The 17171-nt window shown below is 44.5% G+C and carries 11 protein-coding genes; 5 read left to right on the forward strand and 6 right to left on the reverse strand.

Going from position 1 to position 17171, the window contains the following annotated elements:
* Nucleotides 1-84: 84 nt before the first annotated feature.
* The gene (locus AC27KT_RS06400; RefSeq protein ID WP_370243547.1) at nucleotides 85-864 is read left to right on the forward strand and encodes a S1 family peptidase; all 780 of its coding nucleotides are present in this window, start codon (nucleotides 85-87) and stop codon (nucleotides 862-864) included.
* 233 nt (nucleotides 865-1097) lie between these two features.
* Nucleotides 1098-2114 (forward strand): NAD-dependent epimerase, encoded by a 1017-nt coding sequence (locus AC27KT_RS06405; RefSeq protein WP_487128407.1) that lies wholly within the window; start codon nucleotides 1098-1100, stop codon nucleotides 2112-2114.
* A 33-nt stretch (nucleotides 2115-2147) separates the two neighbouring features.
* Here the strand turns inward: AC27KT_RS06405 and AC27KT_RS06410 are convergent, their stop codons facing one another.
* From AC27KT_RS06410 to AC27KT_RS06425, 4 genes are all read right to left on the reverse strand, one after another.
* Complete coding sequence (locus AC27KT_RS06410) at nucleotides 2148-3032, reverse strand: patatin-like phospholipase family protein (protein WP_487128409.1); 885 nt, start codon at nucleotides 3030-3032, stop codon at nucleotides 2148-2150.
* A gap of 372 nt (nucleotides 3033-3404) precedes the next feature.
* Entirely contained in the window at nucleotides 3405-5600 is a 2196-nt protein-coding gene (locus AC27KT_RS06415; protein ID WP_487128411.1) for a malate synthase G, read from the reverse strand.
* A 98-nt stretch (nucleotides 5601-5698) separates the two neighbouring features.
* Nucleotides 5699-6643, reverse strand: coding sequence for a LysR family transcriptional regulator (locus AC27KT_RS06420; protein ID WP_487128413.1), 945 nt, complete (start codon nucleotides 6641-6643; stop codon nucleotides 5699-5701).
* Between the two features lie 282 nt (nucleotides 6644-6925).
* Complete coding sequence (locus AC27KT_RS06425) at nucleotides 6926-8521, reverse strand: isocitrate lyase (protein ID WP_487128415.1); 1596 nt, start codon at nucleotides 8519-8521, stop codon at nucleotides 6926-6928.
* A 544-nt stretch (nucleotides 8522-9065) separates the two neighbouring features.
* Between AC27KT_RS06425 and AC27KT_RS06430 the strand changes: the two genes are divergently transcribed.
* The 3 genes from AC27KT_RS06430 (at nucleotide 9066) to glsB (ending at nucleotide 12751) form a co-directional block, all read left to right on the forward strand.
* Nucleotides 9066-10022 carry a chemotaxis protein CheV gene (locus AC27KT_RS06430; protein ID WP_487128417.1) on the forward strand — a complete coding sequence of 319 codons (957 nt, stop codon included), beginning with the start codon at nucleotides 9066-9068 and terminating at the stop codon, nucleotides 10020-10022.
* Between the two features lie 239 nt (nucleotides 10023-10261).
* The gene (locus tag AC27KT_RS06435; RefSeq protein ID WP_487128419.1) at nucleotides 10262-11740 is read left to right on the forward strand and encodes an alkaline phosphatase; all 1479 of its coding nucleotides are present in this window, start codon (nucleotides 10262-10264) and stop codon (nucleotides 11738-11740) included.
* 102 nt (nucleotides 11741-11842) lie between these two features.
* A complete protein-coding gene (gene glsB, locus AC27KT_RS06440) occupies nucleotides 11843-12751 on the forward strand; it encodes a glutaminase B (RefSeq protein ID WP_487128632.1) in 909 nt (302 codons plus the stop codon).
* A 39-nt stretch (nucleotides 12752-12790) separates the two neighbouring features.
* Here the strand turns inward: glsB and AC27KT_RS06445 are convergent, their stop codons facing one another.
* Nucleotides 12791-14197 (reverse strand): lipocalin-like domain-containing protein, encoded by a 1407-nt coding sequence (locus AC27KT_RS06445; RefSeq protein WP_487128421.1) that lies wholly within the window; start codon nucleotides 14195-14197, stop codon nucleotides 12791-12793.
* Nucleotides 14194-17133 (reverse strand): FtsX-like permease family protein, encoded by a 2940-nt coding sequence (locus tag AC27KT_RS06450; RefSeq protein ID WP_487128423.1) that lies wholly within the window; start codon nucleotides 17131-17133, stop codon nucleotides 14194-14196. Before AC27KT_RS06450 ends, AC27KT_RS06445 begins: the two co-directional genes overlap by 4 nt.
* Between the last annotated feature and the right edge of the window lie 38 nt (nucleotides 17134-17171).

Here is a 17171-nt window from a genome sequence, read left to right on the forward strand (position 1 = left end):
ATGAGAATACATAATTTATTCAAGCCATTTCGGTAGCCAATATGTAAGAGACTTTGGTGCTAAATATCTACAGGCGGAAATAATATGAAAATTTTTTATAGCGCAGCTCTACTTATGCTCACTATCTTCAGTGCCGAGCTTAAAGCACATTCTAATCTAAGTAATGACTTTATTGATATGGTCAAAATGGTTTCAGAAGGTACAGTAGCAATTGCTATCGATGCGCCAATCAAGCATACGTCCCCCCGTGTTCTAGGAACTGGTTTTGTTGTTACGAATGGTCACTTCGCAATAACTAATTATCACGTAGTATCAGAAGATCTAGATCCAACTATCGTTGAAAATTATGTTGTTCTTAGCGGAGTGGGAAGTATTGTTAAAAAAATAAGAGCAGAAGTCGTTGAAATAGATCCCAAGCATGACTTGGCTTTATTGAAGTTGAGTTCTCCCTTGAAACCCCTTGAGCTCGGAAGCAAAGAACTACTGCTTCCTGGAACTGAAATCGCGCTTACAGGTTTTCCAATTGGTGCTGTGTTAGGGCTATACCCAGCAACCCATAGGGGTTATATTTCGGCTATAACGCCAGATGCAATACCTGCGTCCAATAGCGACCAGTTAAATTTGGTAATGATGAAGCGTCTTCAAAATGTTAGCCTAATTTATCAACTTGATGCCATCGCATATCCAGGAAACAGTGGCAGCCCATTATATAACCCAGAAACGGGAGAGGTTATTGGAGTAATAAATAAAGTTTTAGTTAAAGATACTAAGGAAAGTGCTCTGGCTTCGCCAACGGGAATTTCTTATGCTATTCCTGTAAAGTTTGTCATTAGGTTAATTGAGCAATACGATGAAGAAAGCTAACATTGGAATTGAGAGGTGAGTTGTGGCCTAACACTTGCTTATTCTATGTAAGGTTACAGAACTTCTAGAGCAGCTTTTATGATGGTGAAAGACTTATTAAAAAACACGTTACTGCTAAGATGACCAACTATAAGCTTAAAGCTTACCCCTTCAGAGCCGAATAACAAATTTACATCAGTTAGGACGTGACGGATGTACCTCAAATTACTGAACAATACCCAAGGGATTAATAAATGAAAATCTTAGTCACCGGAGCAGCTGGTTTCATTGGCGCAGCTGTATCGCAATACCTTATCAATCGTGGTGACCAAGTTGTCGGGATTGACAACATTAACGATTATTACGATGTGAATTTAAAGCACGCTCGTCTAGACGAAATTAAATCATCAACTGCTGCTGATTTGTTTTCTTTCGTAGAAATGGGTGTTGAAGAGCGCGATAAAATGGCTGCGCTTTTTGAAGAGCACAAATTTGATAGAGTGGTGCATTTGGCTGCTCAAGCTGGTGTGCGTTATTCACTTGAAAATCCTAACGCTTACGTCGACTCAAATATTGTTGGCTTTGTGAATATTCTAGAAGGGTGTCGTCATAATAAAGTCGAGCATTTGGTGTACGCGTCATCTAGCTCAGTTTACGGTGCGAATGAAACTATGCCGTTTTCAGAACAGCATAACGTAGATCACCAAGTCAGCTTGTATGCGGCATCTAAAAAAGCGAACGAGCTGATGGCTCATACTTATAGTCACCTGTATAACTTGCCTACAACGGGGCTGCGCTTTTTCACCGTTTACGGGCCTTGGGGCCGTCCAGACATGGCGCTTTTCAAGTTCACTAAGGCTATTTTGGAAGGTAAAACAATACAGGTTTACAACTATGGTAACCACCGTCGTGACTTCACTTATATCGATGATATCGTTGAAGGCGTAATTCGCTCATTGGATAATGTGGCTAAACCTAATGAGAATTGGGACGGCGGCAATCCAGACCCAAGTACAAGTAAAGCACCATATAAGGTATATAACATTGGCGCGCAAACGCCCGTACACCTTTTGAAGTTCATAGAAACTCTTGAAAGTGCTCTGGGAATAGAGGCGAAGAAAGAACTTCTTCCTATGCAGCCGGGCGATGTGCCTGACACCTATGCTGATGTGTCGTCGCTCGTTGAAGATACTGGGTACCAGCCATCTACCGATGTTGAAACAGGCGTAAAAGCGTTTGTCGACTGGTATCGCTACTTTTATAAAGTGTAAGCGCTAGCGACTTATAATTACTTTCTGAAACCGTTAAAGTGCACTGCTTCTCATAAATCCCGCACACTTTTTGGGCAAGAACTCTTTCGTGGTTGCATAACCGAGCTCAAAAAGTGTGTTCTTAATTTCAGGTGTAAGCGAAAAATCCACCGCGGAAATCTCCCCGGTATTCACCACCACCGTATTGTGCCAATACTTCGCATTGACGTACTCCCTGGATATTGCCGTCATAAACGTGCGAATGAGCATGCTGACGTATTGGGGTAATTGAAGTAGGTTCTTTTTAATGGCTTTACGTTTTTGATTGGTGCTTTGCAGTCTGAAGCATACTGATGGCGTGCCATCGCCTCGCCAATCTTCAAACAACGCATCTTCAGACAATATAGCGCCGTCTACTAGCAAGTGCTCTTTAAAGGGCTTAAACGAGAAGATAAGCGGTATCGACATAGAGTACCGCACTGCTTCTGACACTTTCATATCTGGAGAGGTTTGTTTGTTGAACAAAACTGGTCCGCCGCCGTTTACGTCGGTAGCCAGAATATGCAAATCAAGAGGTAGGTCGGTAAACACTGCGCCTTCCAACTGTTCGTCAATCCATCGTTGAAATACGTCGCCAGAAGAAAGCCCGCCTTCCCGAAGCAACCTTACGAGTGAAAATTCAGTGAATTGCTTGAAATCAGTAACCAGTGCGAGCTCTCGCATTTGCTCCACAGTGTAACCTTTAGCATAAAGTGACGCGATAATAGAGCCGCCAGATACGCCAACCAAAGTATCGAAGCCAACATTCATATCGTGCAGCGCTTTTATGATGCCTATATGGGCACTTAAGCGGGTGCCTCCACCTGAAAAGATAGGTACTATTTGTGTGACGTTCGCATGTAAAAGTTTATTCGGTATCGCCGCCGAGGCTATCTGCATGTGCATACTCCAAACTAGGGAGGCGTTGCGAACAAGGTTTTTAATTGAGCGGTAAAACGAAACGCAGTGCCTCATAGTAAAAGCGTAGTTTAATGGCGCACTATCAGTAAAGTTTGAAAAGGAAGAAGAGCGATTTCTTTAGTATAAGGTGTTGCTATATCGCTACATTGAATGATGTTCTGTGCCCTTAACTGTAAGCCCAACTGGCCCTTCACACTTTGTAATTGTTTGAACAACGTGGAAACGTCCCATAAAAAAGGCTCACTGCTGGGTTAACAGAGTGAGCCATGTTTATATGCACTTGTGTCGCGAACGCGCTTTGTTACCTTGATTACAAACTTGAGATTCTAACCAACAAATACACGCCTGAAATTAACTCGCGGCAAGCTTCGCCTTCATCTCGCGTCGACGAGCGTGCAATAAAGGTTCGGTATAACCGCTAGGCTGCTCTTTACCCTTAAAGATAAGGTCGCTTGCAGCTAAGAAGCCAATTGAGCTGTCTAAATCAGGTGCCATAGGGATATATTCAGGGTCCCCCGCGTTTTGCTCATCTACTAGCACTGCCATTCGTGCAAGCGACTCTTTAACGTGGTCTACACTTACAATGCCGTGCTCTAGCCAGTTAGCGATATGCTGCGATGAAATTCGCAAGGTCGCGCGGTCTTCCATTAAGCCTACATTGTTGATGTCTGGCACTTTAGAACAGCCTACACCTTGGTGAACCCAGCGTACAACGTAGCCCAAGATACCCTGAACATTGTTGTCGATTTCACGCTTAATACTTTCACGCGTAAGTGTAGCGGCATCTTCTAACAACGGAATGGTAAGTATGTCAGCAAGGCCATCAAAGTCTTCATCTAGCGACTTTTGAACGTCAAACACATTTACATCGTGGTAATGAAGCGCGTGCAGTGTTGCTGCAGTAGGAGAGGGCACCCAAGCGGTATTAGCACCAGCTTTAGGATGGCCAATTTTAGCGGTCATCATATTTTGCATTTCATCAGGTATCGGCCACATGCCTTTACCGATTTGCGCTTTGCCAGAAAGACCGCAACGAAGACCTACAGCCACGTTGGCGGTCTCATAAGCTTTAATCCATGCCATCGACTTAAGGGCAGCTTTTTCTGCAAAAGGGCCAGCGAGCATTGAGGTATGAATTTCATCACCGGTTCTGTCTAAGAAACCTGTGTTGATAAATACAACACGTGAAGTGGCTTCAGCAATACACGCCTGAAGGTTGATACTAGTACGGCGTTCTTCATCCATTATACCCATTTTGAGGGTGTTAGCTGGAACATCGATAATCGTTTCTATAGCACCAAACAATGCGTTAGAAAATGCAACTTCTTCTGGACCGTGCATTTTAGGTTTAACAATATAAATACTGCCTTCGCGGCTGTTTTTAAATTTGCTGTTTCCTAAAAGATCATGCTTTGCGATAAGTGAAGTGACTAAACCGTCCATGATCCCCTCTGGCACTTCTTCGCCGTCAAAGAGCATAGCACTGTTAGTCATAAGGTGGCCCACGTTTCTAACAAACATAAGGCTTCGACCAGAAAGTACTAGTTCGCCGTCTTTTAGCTCGTCTTGTGAAGCGTGTTTAGACGGCTGGTAGCTTCTATCGTCATGCATAGCGCGAACAAGCTGCTTGCCGCCCTTTGTCATTTCAATGCTTAGCGAGCCCTTCATTAAGCCTAACCAGTTGCTATACACCAAGGTTTTGTCTTCAGCGTCAACAGCAGCAACGGAATCTTCGCAGTCCATTATGGTGGTTAATGCGGCTTCAACCAGTACGTCTTTTACGTTTGCGGCATCACTCTCGCCAATAGGGTGAGTCGGGTCTAGTTGAATTTCAAAATGCAGACCGTTGTGTGCAAATAGCAGGCTTGACGGTGCGCTAATGTCACCTTGGTATCCTTGCCATTGCTCTGTGTTTGCTAAGGTGGTTTCATCGCCGTCGACAAGAGTGATCGCCAATTTACCCGATTCAATCTTATACTCTGTAACGTCAGCGTGGCTGCCTTTTGCTAGCGGTATCATGCTATCTAGATAGTCTTTCGCTTTCGCAACTACTTTGGCGCCGCGAACGGGGTTGTAGCTTTTTCCCGCTTCTGCACCACCTTCATTGCTGATGACGTCAGTGCCGTATAGTGCGTCGTAAAGGCTTCCCCAACGGGCATTTACCGCGTTAAGTGCATAGCGAGCGTTGTTGATTGGCACGACTAGCTGAGGGCCTGCCATTGTTGCTATTTCGGCGTCTACATTTTGTGTTTGTGCACTTACTTGTGACGGCTGCTCAACAAGGTAACCAATGCTTTTTAGGAAGTCGGTATATTCGTTTCCGTTTACCGGGTTACCAGCTTTATGATAATCGTCGATAGCGCGCTGAAGCTGTTCTCGCTTTTCTAATAGCGCGCGATTTTGAGGAATGAATTTTTCGAAGAGGGTTTCTGCACCTTGCCAAAAGGTGTCTTTATCTACGCCTGTGCCAGGAAGTGCCTGTTCATTAATAAAGTTATCGAGTTGTTCGGCAACCTGTAGTCGGCCTCTAGTAATATATCCTTGCATAACTACCTCTATACATTTGTCTGTTTACCCAGTGTAGTGTGTATAGAGATAGTTTTTTAATTTATGGTTTGTATTTCTGCCATATATTCTGTGAATGTTTAGCCCGCATTCATTTCGCTAGCTACATTGCTGATTAAGCGGCGCAACCAAATGTGACCTGCGTCATGGTGAAGTAGGGCACTCCACGCCATTTTTAGCGCAATAGGTGGTATGTCGAAAGGCGGCTCTTTAATCACTACATCTGGGTCGTGTTTGAATAAACGCGCCGCTTTGCTTGGTAGGGTAGCAATAAGTTTTTGCTTTTTCGCAATCTGAAGCGCTGCATGGTAATGACGAGTAAACACGCGAATTGCACGCTGTTTGCCAATTTTTGTTAGCTCAGCGTCTACCCAACCCAACTTTTGAACTTCGTTCGGGTCAATACCTACGCCAACACCAAACCCCGTTTTACTCACCCAAATATGCTGGGCGCTCAGGTAGCCTTCTAAGTTGCATTTTTCTACTAGCGGATGGTCGGAACTCATTACGCAGCTGAAGGTGTCATACCAGATAACTTTTTGGTGAAACGACAACGGCAGTTCATCGAATCGGTTAATTGCCATATCCACTTTACCTTGCTCGACATCGTGAAACGTGACGTCGCTCGGCGTAATAAGGTCAAGCGTAATATTGGGCGCTAAATCCGCCAGTCTTCCAACGAGTTCAAGTAACAAGGTACTCTCTGCATAGTCACTGGTCATAATGCGGAAAGTTCTGTCGCTGGTTAACGGATCGAAATCAGTTTCGGGCTGAATAGAGCTTTCCAATCGACTAAGCACATCGCGAATAATGGGTTGTAGTTCAAGCGCGCGCTTGGTGGGAGTCATCCCATCGCTGGTACGAACTAAAAGCGGATCTTTAAATAGATCGCGAAGTCGCTTCAGGCCGTTACTCATTGCTGGCTGAGTAATGCTTAGCTGGTTTGCAGCTTTCGTTACACTTCCTTCGCGCAACAGCACATCTAAATAAACCAATAAATTCAGGTCGACCTTCGCTATATTCATTATTCTAATGCTCTTCTTAAACCTAATTAAACGTAGCTATTATAAAGCTTTTTTATTTGATTGTCAGATAAGCGTTTAGTCTTAACTTTCTCAATTTTATAACAATAAGCAATTGAAAAATATGATGTATATAAATTTGTTATGAGGGTTTGAAAAATATGGCTTCTTTTATTTTTCGTAGAAAATATAAATGAAATGAATAGCGTGCACAAAAAAGGGCACCCGAAGGTGCCCTATAGGAAAGGTTGGGATACTTTCCGTTTAACTCATTGCCTGTTCGCGTTATACGTCGAACTGGTTCATGGTGTTATCTTCACCAGACGCTTTAAGTGCACCTTCACCAGAGAAGTACTCTTTGTGTGTATCACCTAGGTCAGAACCTGCCATCGCTTGGTGCTTAACGCACGCTAGGCCCTGGCGAATTTCTTGACGCTGAACACCGCGAACATAAGCAAGCATACCTTCTTCACCGAAGTAACCTTTTGCAAGGTTGTCAGTAGACAGCGCTGCAGTGTGATAAGTCGGTAGCGTGATAAGGTGGTGGAAGATACCCGCTTCGCGTGCTGCGTCAGCCTGGAAGCTCTTAATCTTCTCGTCAGCCGCTGCTGCTAGTTCGCTGTCATCATAGTCAGCAGACATAAGTTTAGCGCGGTCATAACCAGAAACGTCTTTACCTTCTTCTGTCCAAGCATCAAATACTTGCTGACGGAAGTTAAGCGTCCAGTTGAAAGACGGAGAGTTGTTGTATACCAGCTTGGCATTTGGTACTTGCTCGCGAATAGCGTTAACCATTTCAGCGATTTGGCCAACGTGTGGCTTTTCAGTCTCAATCCATAGCAAGTCAGCACCGTGTTTAAGCGACGTTACACAGTCAAGTACTACACGGTCAAAACCTGTGTTGTCTTTAAAGCGGAATAAACCGTTTGGTAGGCGCTCAGGCTTAACCAGTTTGCCACCTTGCTTAAGAACTAGATCACCTTCGCTTAGGTCGTCTGCGCCCGCAACTTCAGTCGTTTTAAGGAAAGCGTTGTACTGGGCCGCTAAGTCGCCTTCTGATGTAGATACTGGGATCTTTTGAGTCAGACCAGCACCTAGTGAGTCAGTACGTGCAACGATTACACCTTCATCTACACCTAGCTCAAGGAATGCATAGCGTACTGCATTGATCTTCGCTAGGAAGTCTTCGTGTGGCACGGTTACTTTACCGTCTTGGTGACCACATTGCTTCGCATCTGATACTTGGTTTTCGATTTGGATACAGCACGCACCCGCTTCAATCATTTGCTTCGCAAGTAGATAAGTTGCTTCTTCGTTACCAAAGCCCGCGTCGATATCAGCGATAATTGGAACTACGTGAGTTTCGTAATTGTCGATTTCAGCTTGAATTGCAGCTACATCGCCACCGTTTTTCTTCGCGTCGTCTAGTTTGTGGAAAAGGTCGCCTAATTCACGCGCATCTGCTTGGCGAAGGAAAGTGTAAAGCTCTTCAATAAGTGCAGAAACTGACGTTTTCTCGTGCATTGATTGGTCAGGTAGAGGACCAAACTCAGAGCGAAGTGCTGCTACCATCCAGCCTGAAAGGTATAGGTAACTTTTATTGGTTGTGCCTTGATGCTTTTTAACTGAAAGCATTTTTTGCTGGCCTACAAAGCCATGCCAGCAGCCTAGTGACTGTGTGTACTGAGACGAATCTGCGTCGTATTCAGCCATGTCTTTGCGCATGATGCTTGCAGTGTAGCGAGCAATATCCAAACCTGTCTTAAAACGGTTTTGAACCTTCATGCGTGCAGCGAATTCTGGGTTGATCCCTTCCCACGTTCCGTTTTGTGCTGCCTTTAATGTGGCGAAGTTATCAATGTCTTGTTGATATTGCGACATGAGCGTCTCTCCCGACTATAATTAAAATACTTAACGTTGTTTATGTTTACGCTGTAGGGCGTTCCCGTTGATTCCATTTCATCCTAGTGCCGGATTTAGAATAATAGAAATATATATTTTGCATTGCGGTCATTTATTTTGTGAATGTTTCTTTTGTGGGAGTCAATCGCGTTGCAGGGGGCAAACTTAAATTGCAAGCGCGCGCTGAAATGTTCGCCTATATTTAAGAAATGATTTCGCTTAGCAAATAATTTCGCGGAACTATGGCAGCGTAAGTGGTAGGGAAGCCTTTAAACAATGGGCATTGGTGAAAATGCTAATTATGGTTGTTTGGCCGGATGTTTGTCTTCAGCTTATTTGGTATGAGGTCGGTAAATTCTTAATAGTGTTGGTTTTTTCAACTGTCTATTAGCTAAATAGGTAATAGCTTTATACCTGTGGCCAGGGTAGCGTTAGTCTAATGGGGCACAACAACGCGGTTTGATAGGCGAAACGTGCTAAGTTGGCGCTAGGTTGTTGATTATTAATTGTAAAAGTAGGTGTTATGAGTAGCGGTGTATTGTCGTCAGTTGATCAAAGAACCAAGCTTGTAGGCGAGAACAGGCTTGAACTTTTGATGTTTCAACTGGGAACACGACACATTTTTGCCATGAACGTCTTTAAAATTAAAGAAGTTATAAACGTACCTAAGCTCAATATAATGCCTGGTTCACACCACAATCTGAAAGGGGTGATGAACTATCGTGGAAGCTCCATTCCCATCATAGACTTGCGTCAGGCAATCAAAATGCGCGGTGCAGCCACACAGGCAACAGCCAAGAACGTTATCATCACTGAGTACAATAGAAGCGTGCAGGGATTCATTATTGGAGAGGTGAAAAACATAGTGAATACATCCTGGGGTACCATTCAACCCCCCCCTAGCGGCATTGGGAAATCCAATTATTTAACCGCCATAACTCAGGTGAATGTTGAGGGTAAACAAGAGCTGGTAGAAATTATTGATGTTGAAAAAGTACTCGCGGAAATCATCGATTACGACACATCTATCTCTGAAGAAGTGCTAGATAAAGAGATAGTTAACCACTTTTTAGGTAAGAAAGTGTTGATAGTGGACGACTCAAGCACGGCAAGAAAACAAATAAAGGATACGTTAGAGCAGCTTGGCATCACGATTATCGAACGAAAAAACGGTGCTGAAGCGTTAGCATTACTCAAAAAGTGGGCCGATGAAGGTAAAAATCCTACCGATGAAATTCTGCTTATGTTCACCGATGCAGAAATGCCAGAAATGGACGGCTATCGACTTACTTCAGAAGTGCGTAACGACCCGCGTATGAGCAACTTATTTATAGCACTCAACACATCGCTAAGCGGAAGCTTCAACGACGCCATGGTAGAAAAAGTGGGGTGTGATAGGTTTATCTCCAAGTTCCAGCCCGACATGCTCGTAGACGTGGCGCAACAGCGCATGCGAGAATACCTTTCATCACAAAATTAGTGGTTTTTCCCTTCTTAAAAGCCGTAAATTTTATGAGATGACCACCTGGTCATCTCACGCTTGCGTTATTTTACCCAAAAGCTTTGAGCATCTAGTCAGCCTGCTTTACACTATTGCATATTATCGCTTTGCTAACACCTTTATGATCACCAAAGAATCATTCGCGATAGTTTCTTTATTGTTGTTGTATCTTCGGGTAACCAGGCCGGTAGATACCTTACTTACTCAGGGAAGTTTAAATGATTAAACAATTTGTTCGCACATCACTACTAAGTTGTGCGTCTATTGCTGTTCTTGCGGGTTGTGGTATCACAGAATCCATAACCGAATCAGCAAGTGCAACCGGTACGCAAACTAAAGGCGTGCCGAAAAATATCATTATGGTTGTTGCCGACGGTATGGGGCCGGCCTACACCACCGCTTATCGTAATTATGTAGATGATCCGTCAACTCCGGAAGTAGAGACAGTTGTATTTGACGACATTTTGGTGGGTAACGCGTCGACTTACCCCGCTCGTGTATCGGGTTATGTTACCGATTCAGCCGCTGCTGCAACAGCGCTTGCTACAGGCGTTAAGTCATACAACGGTGCAATAGGTGTTGATGAAAACAAACAACCGGTAAATTCTGTTATGTACCATGCGAAAAGTAAAGGCATGCGTACTGGTTTGGCAGTAACCTCTCAAATTGTTCATGCGACACCCGCGTCATACATCGCGCATAACGAGAGCCGTAAGAACTACAACGAAATTGCTGAAGATTTCTTTGATGTTCGCGTAGACGGCAAGTTTGTCGCTGACGTGATGCTAGGCGGTGGAACGTCTTACTTTGAACGCGACGACAGAGATATCTTGGCGCAATTTATTGATGCTGGCTACGAATATGCCGATTCATATAACCGCTTGGCTTCAGTGCCTGCGGGAAGTAATGTTCTCGGTCTGTTTGCTCCGGTAGCACTGCCTGCGGTACTGGACGACAAGCGAAAAAATCGCCTTGAGTATTTAACTCAACATGCAATTAAACACTTAGAAAACGACAACGGGTTCTTTCTTCTTGTTGAAGCGAGCCAAGTAGATTGGGCGGGTCACGCAAACGATATCGCGTCTGCCATGGCTGAAATGCACGACCTTGCGTTAACTATGGAGTATTTGCGCGACTATGTGAAAGCCAACCCTGACACTCTTGTTATTTTGACGGCGGACCACAGCACAGGTGGCTTAACCATTGGCGCAAACGGCGACTACCGCTGGAGCCCTGAACACCTTAAGTCTATGTCAGCCTCGGTAATGACAATTGCTCTAGAGATGGCAAATGAAGAGAACCCTGGCGAGTATGTTGCGCAAAAGCTTGGTTTATCACTGAGTGAAGAAGAGTTAGCTACGCTTGATAGTGTCTCGAACCAAGATGATAAAACTCGCTTCATGGCAGTAAAAACCTTCTTAGACACCAAAACAAACACGGGGTGGACAACAGGCGGTCACACTGGTGTAGATGTTGAAGTATTTGCTTTTGGTGCTGGTTATCAATCGCTTATGGGGCAAATTGATAACACGGATATTGCAAAAACAATCTTCAGTTTTATTGATAAAAAGCAGCCAGTAAAAATCGATAATCACGCAAATGAAGTATCAAAGAAGGTATCGACCAACATTGAGCTTACGTCAGACGAAGATGATGATGGCTTGTGTGACTTTAAGGAAGATTGGCGCTGTAACTAATCGCTACATTGTTTGTATAGAAATTAAAGCGCCAGCGTTTTTATAACAAGGCGCTTTATTTTTATCTGTCGTAAGCAGGAAAGGGGAACTATGAAAAACGAAATGCTGGCACTACTTCAAGATATCTATGATGAAGTTGAACCCATGTTGGGCATGGGAAAAGTTGCCGATTACATCCCTGCGTTGGCCACGGTTAATCCACGGCAATTTGGCATTTCAATTTGCGATACAAACGGTCAAATAACGTCGATAGGCGATGCGAGCGTTCCTTTTTCAATACAAAGTATCTCAAAAGTCTTTAACCTGGTTTTAGCTATTAATCACTACGGTGAAATCATGTGGGAGCGAGTAGGGTGTGAGCCATCTGGACTGCCGTTTAACTCACTTGTACAGTTGGAATATGAAAACGGTATTCCCCGCAACCCCTTTATTAATGCCGGTGCGCTGGTGGTCAGTGACATGGTGCAATCTCGTTTTGCTTCGCCTCATATTGCCATGCGAGATTTTGTAAGACGCTTAAGCTGTAATGGCGATATTGTGGTGAATAAGGTGGTGGCAGAGTCTGAATACGAGCATCGCTCTCGCAATGCGGCAATGGCATACTTGATGAAGGCCTATGGGAATTTCGAAAATGAAGTGGAAGATGTGCTTCGTAATTACTTTCACAATTGTGCGTTAGAAATGAGCTGTGAAGACCTAGCTCGGTCTACCAGTTTTCTTGCTAACGCCGGCTTTTCTACTTGCGCAAATGAACAAGTGCTTACTCCCTACCAAACCAAACAAGTCAACGCACTTCTTGCGACCAGCGGTATGTATGACGAAGCTGGGAGCTTTGCCTTTAAAGTAGGCTTGCCGGGTAAAAGTGGCGTAGGCGGAGGCATAGTAGCAGTTGTACCAGGACGCTTTTCAATTTGCGTATTTTCGCCAGCGCTTAATAGCGTGGGTAATTCTCAGCTAGGTGTGGCGGCTTTGACATCGCTAAGTGAACGCATTAATTGGTCTATTTATTAGGGCTATTGCGCTTCGCTATATAACAAAGGTCAACAGGCCTTAGTAGCCTGTCAATTCCATAAAACCGCTCCCTGAATGGGATCCTTTTATTTCCACTCGCCCTTCATAATAGGGAAATAAGCTGTTATTCCATTGGCTTTCCTTGAACGGGCTAATGGATAGGTCGATATCTTTTTCTGGTATTTGAATACGCCAAGCGGTGGGAACAGAGCGAGGTGACTCTTCCTCGTTGATTGTTTCATACGCCGTTGGCGTAATTGAAACGTTGGCTTGCTCGATGGTTTCTTTCGTGCCATTTTCCGCTATATAGCTAGCCGTTGTGAATATTTCGCTGTGTTTGCTTGTGCTATTTTTCATGTTTTCATTCATGGCGTGCATGCGAAACGCCATCAATTTACTTCCATCGTTTAAATGCAGCGAGAACCAATCCCATCCCATGACTTCACTGTTGGCTAGGTGGCTCGTCCATTCGTGATCAAACCAGCCTTTACCCGTAACTTTTACGCTATTGCCCTCTATGTTTAACGTACCCTCTGCGTTAATGAACGGCTGGCTGTAATAGTAGGAGCGAAGTCGTTCGTTTTGTGTTTTTTTGCTGTAGCCGTTGTCCCCCTGTTTGATAAAAGGCCCAGAGGTGTTTAGTTTGAGCGCGACTTTGACGGCGCTAACGCCCGACGCATTATTTAATTCTAATAGTCTGTCTGCAGGGGGATCGGGGGTTTTTCCACGTGTTTTAACCGGGTGATGTGCACTGCTTTGCCCGAAAGCGAAAGTTAACACGGACGGGAACATGGCTTTGTTTTCTGCATCTGTTTGGACCTTCGCCTGTGCCGCTTTCCAAACCCAATCGTCAATAACTGTCGTAAAGGGTTGTTGATTCACATAGGCATTACCTACGCCGCCGCTTGCAAATCGTTCTTCGAAATAATGCTGTTCAGCGGTGTGCAGCGAAGCATGTCCCATCCACTGCTGGCCATCGGTCCAGTTTCTTGCGATATGGCTATTAGCGTTAGTATGGAGGTTATCTTCAGAGCTATGACTAGCACTACTTTCGGCGCTACCTTCAGCACTATTTTCAGCATTAGCCTTAGCGCTTACAGGGGCATTTAGCTCAGTATTGAAACGAAAAAGTGTATATTGAAGGCCGAACTCTTGCCCTTCTTCAGTACTTAACACAAAAGTAAGATACCACCACTCTAACTGAAAATCGGGATGACTCTTGTGGTCGCGCGGTAACTCCAAAACATAGTCCCGTTGTACTGGCGTGAAGGAATCACTCGACTGCATGTTTCCAAAAAAACCGTTTGGCGTGGAGGTTCCCAAGGTTTCGTTTTTTTGGTTTTCAGTACATGCACTCAACGTAAAAAAAATAGCTATAAGTACTAAAAAGGTGTTGGCTTTAAATCGCAAAAACGTGGTGTTGGCACTACCTAAATGGTTTGTCATAGCTGAACTTCCTGCCTTAAATCAATTTTCGGCTTAAGTTTTCCTAAAGGTAACAACAGCACTAGCGAAACGATAAGCAGCGATAACCCGACGCTAGAGAGAATAACCTGTGCATTAAGTGAAAGCGGGTACACCCAGTTAAACGCATGTCGGTTTACTTGTTGAATAAATACATAGGCCAAGTACACGCCAAAAGGAATGGCGAGCAAGGCTGAGATAAAACAAAGCAACAGATATTGCGCAAACAGGGAAGCTTTTACTTTAAGCTGACTAACGCCAAGGGCACGCAATACAGATAACTGCGCTGCGCTGCCTATGGTTAGTACCGTCAGCGAAACAGCGAAGGCGACGCCCGCCACCAGTAGGGTGGTAATATTTAGCCCGTCGGTTAACACAAAGGTACGATCAAAGGTCTGCATAGACGTATCTAACAGCGCTTGTCTGGTATAAAGGGCAATCTCGCGGTGTTCTCCTAACTGTGATTTTAGCCGCTGTTCGAGGATGTCCTTTTCATAGGTGCTTTGTTTGTTGTCGCCTATCACGTTAGCCTCAATAGAAGGCTCTGGGTAAATAGCCACTACACCGGAAAAAAGTTGCTCCCTGATTAGGGGATCGTTTCGATTAAACGAGGGAAGAGGCACCAATATTTGCCCGTTCAGGTTACCGTAGTCAGGATAAATCCCCAGCACTTTCCATTGAGGCGTCGCTGCAAATACGTTTGAGTTCGACGAACTACTTTGTGATCCTTGTGTTGGGTCAGTAGTTTTCTCTTGCGGCGAGCTATAAGCCTCGCTAGATGGATTAACCGCCGAAGAACTTGAATTCGCAGTTTTACGAAGGCGAATATTTTCTATATCTAGCGTGTGTCCTACCTTAGCGTTAAGGGCAAACGCTAATTGCTGATTGATGAATACCCCTTTTCCTTCTGTAAACTCACGCCACACTGTGTTGAGGTCGTTGTTTATTACATCATCGAGGACAAGCGCCTTTTTACCATTTTGGTGAACGGGGTAGCTACTGATAGAAACGTAAGTGGGCGGGCTGTTACTGACTTCACGTGTTTCTTTATGTATCTCTTTATGTGTCTCTTCTTGAGCATGTGAGCCAATGACAGCTCCCTCTGCCTTAAGTAAAGGAGTTAAAGCAAGCGGTGGTAACGATTTGGTAGATAACGTTTCAATACGTCTAAGTGGCGCGTCGGTGTACAGATAGAAAGGCGCGTAAAGCCTTTGCGTTAACCATTGTTCAGTGGCGTCTCTAAAGCTGTCCGTCATGGTATTCATACCAATATTTGCGGTAAGCGCGATAAAGAATGCACAAACGGCAAGACGGGTTTTGCTAGACAGTAAATGCATATTAGCAATGACGTAGTGAAACACGGGCCACTGTCTTGGTACAAATCTAGTCAGCAGCTTAGACAAAATGGGTAACCAAAGAAGTACTAGTGCGCAGCTGGTAAGAAGTAACAATGCAACAAAGAAAAGTGCTGAAGCAGTAGAAGATACGAACTTCTCAGCGATAAATAATAGTAGTAGGGCACATAAAGAGATAAGACCTACGGCAAACTGGCCTAACGCGTTTTCTTTTTTGGCAGGCGCTACGGTTAGGGCATTTGAAAGCTTAATGATAGAAACTAACGAAAAAACAACCAGAGATATAAAGGTCGTTGTTAAAGCGAAGCCGAAGGTGAAAAGCAGATTAACGTCTGGGTTAACAAATACGGCGTTAAACAATGACGTAAATGTACCGTTTATCACAGGTGACAACCATGACGCCGCTTGAAAACCGATGAACATGCCAATTGGAATACTTATTACGCAGTAAACAAGCAACTCGGTGAATAGGGCAACGCTTAAAATTCGCTGAGATATGCCCAGCTGCCGTAAACGAATGATATTGGGTAGCCGCGTGCGGTACATCAAGTTTAGCGCGTTAAGTACTATAAAAAGCGCCACAACGCCCATCAGTCCACTCATTGCCCAAAGATTTAGTCTAAAACTATTTGGCAACGAACCGGTGTCATTGTCTGTATTACTAGTGGTTTGCTTTACAGGTATTCCAAGTAGGGTTTCTATTTGGGTTAAATGCTGCTGTGATAGCGGTGAAAGTGCAATAAACCCGGAAAGTGGGACATAAGCTTTCTGTTGCTTTGCTTGATTCTCTTGCGCGCGTTTAGGATTGTCAGGAGTAACAGGCTTAACAGGTTCATCATTCTCAATCGTTACCCCGCCTCTGTAAAACCCATCGATAGAGATCAAAATTGTATTTTGCGGGGCAAAACTGCTCACATACGCGCTAACCGTTGCAGGCCAATAAAGACTAGGCGCGGATTTTTTATCGGCTTCATTGAGCGTGTCGTGACAGGCCAGTTTTGCGCTCGTTAAGGGGTGAATAAGCCCATTTACAGCGAAGTCGCCCCCAGAATTTGAGCGTAATACACGTCCTGCTCGCGTCTGCTGGTTTTCCATTTCACTAAATTTCTTCGCATTTTGCGATAAATAGGAAAGCGAAAGAGCGCTATCGTTTTGGGCAGGCGCCTCAAAACCTCTCTTTCTAAATGCACTTCCTAAAAGAGGCTGAGTATCAACACCAAGTAATGTGAGAGTTGTTGCTGTGGGCTTGCTGGCATTGCACGATAGGGTGATGTCGCGTTCAGCTATCGCAACAAGCTGGGTAAATCCCTGCTTGCGAAGCGTGGCATAATCGCTTTGTGTAAAGCGAGCTCTGCTGTCTGCTGGAGTTATAATACTGCCGAAGGTAAGTCCTTGCTTCGTCTGTAACAGTTCACCTTGTGTGGCGCCTTCGTTTATAAGCAAAACGGTAACTAAGCCAGCGTTGGCTAGTATAATTGCAGCCATGATGAGCAAAGGCTCCCACGGCCTGTGCCTCGCCATTGCAAGTAAGCTAGAAAGCGCTAACAGTAAAGTGCGTAGCACGTTATTTTCCTACTTGCTGTTTTCGATGTGTTTTTCAC

Source organism: Alteromonas sp. 5NW40-0090, assembly GCF_057552975.1.

Bases quoted from the DNA above. Each gene is read 5' to 3' on its own strand.
- AC27KT_RS06425 (WP_487128415.1), bottom strand. From the start codon at position 8,521: ATGTCGCAATATCAACAAGACATTGATAACTTCGCCACATTAAAGGCA.
- glsB (WP_487128632.1), top strand. From the start codon at position 11,843: ATGCTGGCACTACTTCAAGATATCTATGATGAAGTTGAACCCATGTTG.
- AC27KT_RS06415 (WP_487128411.1), bottom strand. From the start codon at position 5,600: ATGCAAGGATATATTACTAGAGGCCGACTACAGGTTGCCGAACAACTC.
- AC27KT_RS06400 (WP_370243547.1), top strand. From the start codon at position 85: ATGAAAATTTTTTATAGCGCAGCTCTACTTATGCTCACTATCTTCAGT.
- AC27KT_RS06435 (WP_487128419.1), top strand. From the start codon at position 10,262: ATGATTAAACAATTTGTTCGCACATCACTACTAAGTTGTGCGTCTATT.
- AC27KT_RS06405 (WP_487128407.1), top strand. From the start codon at position 1,098: ATGAAAATCTTAGTCACCGGAGCAGCTGGTTTCATTGGCGCAGCTGTA.
- AC27KT_RS06430 (WP_487128417.1), top strand. From the start codon at position 9,066: ATGAGTAGCGGTGTATTGTCGTCAGTTGATCAAAGAACCAAGCTTGTA.
- AC27KT_RS06420 (WP_487128413.1), bottom strand. From the start codon at position 6,643: ATGAATATAGCGAAGGTCGACCTGAATTTATTGGTTTATTTAGATGTG.
- AC27KT_RS06445 (WP_487128421.1), bottom strand. From the start codon at position 14,197: ATGACAAACCATTTAGGTAGTGCCAACACCACGTTTTTGCGATTTAAA.
- AC27KT_RS06410 (WP_487128409.1), bottom strand. From the start codon at position 3,032: ATGCAGATAGCCTCGGCGGCGATACCGAATAAACTTTTACATGCGAAC.